At 64.3% G+C, this 2,088-nt stretch carries 4 protein-coding genes; 3 read left to right on the top strand and 1 reads right to left on the bottom strand.

Going from position 1 to position 2,088, the window contains the following annotated elements:
• Positions 1–157: 157 nt before the first annotated feature.
• The 3 genes from fabG (at position 158) to ADADOO_RS13505 (ending at position 1,706) form a co-directional block, all read left to right on the top strand.
• Positions 158–877: a 3-oxoacyl-ACP reductase FabG gene (gene fabG / locus ADADOO_RS13515; RefSeq protein WP_511278025.1), complete on the top strand. Its 720-nt coding sequence runs from the start codon at positions 158–160 to the stop codon at positions 875–877.
• Positions 878–969: 92 nt separating this feature from the next.
• Positions 970–1,398 carry a hypothetical protein gene (locus tag ADADOO_RS13510; protein ID WP_511278024.1) on the top strand — a complete coding sequence of 143 codons (429 nt, stop codon included), beginning with the start codon at positions 970–972 and terminating at the stop codon, positions 1,396–1,398.
• Positions 1,399–1,451: 53 nt separating this feature from the next.
• Entirely contained in the window at positions 1,452–1,706 is a 255-nt protein-coding gene (locus tag ADADOO_RS13505; protein ID WP_511278023.1) for a hypothetical protein, read from the top strand.
• A gap of 5 nt (positions 1,707–1,711) precedes the next feature.
• Here ADADOO_RS13505 and ADADOO_RS13500 read toward each other — a convergent pair whose 3' ends face one another.
• Complete coding sequence (locus tag ADADOO_RS13500; protein ID WP_511278022.1) at positions 1,712–2,029, bottom strand: thioredoxin family protein; 318 nt, start codon at positions 2,027–2,029, stop codon at positions 1,712–1,714.
• Between the last annotated feature and the right edge of the window lie 59 nt (positions 2,030–2,088).

Below are 2,088 nucleotides of genomic sequence, written 5' to 3'. Positions count from 1 at the left end.
GCCTGTCGGGCGACAGCAACAACATCCTCTACCAGTTCTCGCTCAGCCACGCCGGCCGCAGCCTGCTCGAAGGCCGCGCCGCCGTGGTGCTCGACGCCTCGGCGCTGGGCTGAGACTTCTACGGTCAACCGGAAATAATGGCCAAAAAGGAAAATTCATGAAACGTGCTCTCGTCACCGGTGGCAGCGGCGGCATCGGTGCGGCGATCTGCAAGCGCCTGGCGGCTGACGGCCATCACGTCATCGTCCATGCCAACCGCAGCCGCGACAAGGCCGAAGCGGTCGTCGCCGAGATCGTTGCCGCCGGCGGTAGCGCCGAAGCCGTGGCTTTCGACGTCACCGAGCGCGCCGCGACGGCGGCCGCCGTCGAACGCCTGCTCGAAGGCGGCCCGATTCAGATTCTGGTCAACAACGCCGGCATCCACGCCGACGCGGTTTTCCCCGGCATGAGCGCCGAGCAGTGGCATTCGGTGCTCGACGTCTCGCTCAACGGCTTTTTCAACGTCACCCAGCCGCTGACCATGCCGATGATCCGCACGCGCTGGGGCCGCATCGTCACTATTTCGTCGATTGCCGGCATTACCGGCAACCGCGGCCAGGTCAATTACTCGGCCGCCAAGGGGGCATTGCACGCGGCCAGCAAATCGCTGGCGCTCGAACTGGCCAGCCGCGGCATCACGGTCAATGCCGTGGCGCCGGGCATCATCGCCACCGACATGATCGAGGGTACGTTCGACGCCGAAGCAATCAAGAATCTGGTGCCAATGAAGCGCGCCGGCAAGCCGGAAGAAGTCGCCGATCTGGTCGGTTTCCTCGCCTCGGAAAAAGCCGCCTACATTTCCGGGCAGGTCATCTCGATCAACGGCGCGATGATCTGAGGCAGCCTCCGGGCCCGGCAGATAATTCACCTTGCATGCGCCGGCCCGATGCCGGATGATCGGATTCGACCCGTCGCCAAGGAGCATCCGCCATGCCGAGTTTTTATCCCCGCGTTACCTCGAAAGCGTCGCCCGAACCGGAAGCCGGGGCGGCCGTCGATTTTTTCCAGAACCCGTTGTCTGCCTGGCAATCGTTCCAGATGCCGCTGTCCGGCGACGTCACGCAGCCGTGGTCATGGGCATTCGGCCCGACCACCACCCAGCTCGGGCTGGTCAATATCAACCTCGGGCGCAGCGGCAATCCGCAAGTCGAGCAGGAAGTGCTCGACGAAGTCGGCAGCTACGGCAAGCAACTCGGCTGCATCGGCGACGCGCTGGCGGTGCTCATCAAGCACGTCAAGCTGGACGAACTAAGCCCTGCCGAACACGATGCCATGACCAAACTGCGCTTCCAGCTCGAGGCCATCGAGCAGATCAAGGCCGGCCACCGGCCGCCAAAAAAGGTCGTGAAACGAGCCTGACCCCTGTCCCGCAGGGCTAGAATAAAGCAGCTGAAACCTTGAAGGAGGCGTGCATGAATTCCCCAATCGACAGCAGCCTGAGCCTGCACGATGCGGCGCAAATGCTGGCCGCCGGGCCCGATGCCCAACACGCGATTGAAGTCGCGCTGGCCCAGGCCATCGAACATGGCGAGCTGCCCGCCAACGTCAAGCGCTGGGCCACCGAGCAATGGGAAGGGCGGCAGTTGCCGGGCAATATCAACCGACTGGAAACCTTCATCGAGCGCGCCGAACTGGACGCCTGGCAGCGCAGCCGCCAGCCGGCCTGAGCGCATCAGCCGGCGAGCAGTTCGCTGATTTCCGCGCGACGGGTCGGGCGGACGACGCGGCCGATTTCCTGACCGTCACGGAGCAGGATCAGCGTCGGCCATAGTTTGACGCGAAAGCTACGCCCCAGCCGACGGCCCGGGCCATCCTCGACCTTGATATGGCGAAGCTCGGGCCGCGCGCCAAGGGCCGTTTCGATAAAAGGCTGGGCGCCCTGGCAATGCGGGCACCAGTCGACGCCGAATTCGATGAGCAGCGCGCCGGGCAGGGCGTCGATTTCGGCCCGATCCGGTGCCGCTTCAGGGTATTTTTCGACGTAGCTCATGTTGGTCTCCTCAGGCAGAACGCAGAATCAGCGATTTCAGTCGGGCCAGCTTCGGGGCG

The sequence above is a fragment of the Azonexus sp. genome (assembly GCF_036170495.1).
In the GTDB taxonomy this organism is placed as follows: domain Bacteria; phylum Pseudomonadota; class Gammaproteobacteria; order Burkholderiales; family Rhodocyclaceae; genus Azonexus.
The sequence above is the reverse complement of the archived record's forward strand: the minus strand, read 5'-3'. Positions and strand labels throughout refer to the sequence as shown.

Bases quoted from the DNA above. Each gene is read 5' to 3' on its own strand.
- ADADOO_RS13510 (WP_511278024.1), top strand. From the start codon at position 970: ATGCCGAGTTTTTATCCCCGCGTTACCTCGAAAGCGTCGCCCGAACCG.
- ADADOO_RS13505 (WP_511278023.1), top strand. From the start codon at position 1,452: ATGAATTCCCCAATCGACAGCAGCCTGAGCCTGCACGATGCGGCGCAA.
- fabG (WP_511278025.1), top strand. From the start codon at position 158: ATGAAACGTGCTCTCGTCACCGGTGGCAGCGGCGGCATCGGTGCGGCG.
- ADADOO_RS13500 (WP_511278022.1), bottom strand. From the start codon at position 2,029: ATGAGCTACGTCGAAAAATACCCTGAAGCGGCACCGGATCGGGCCGAA.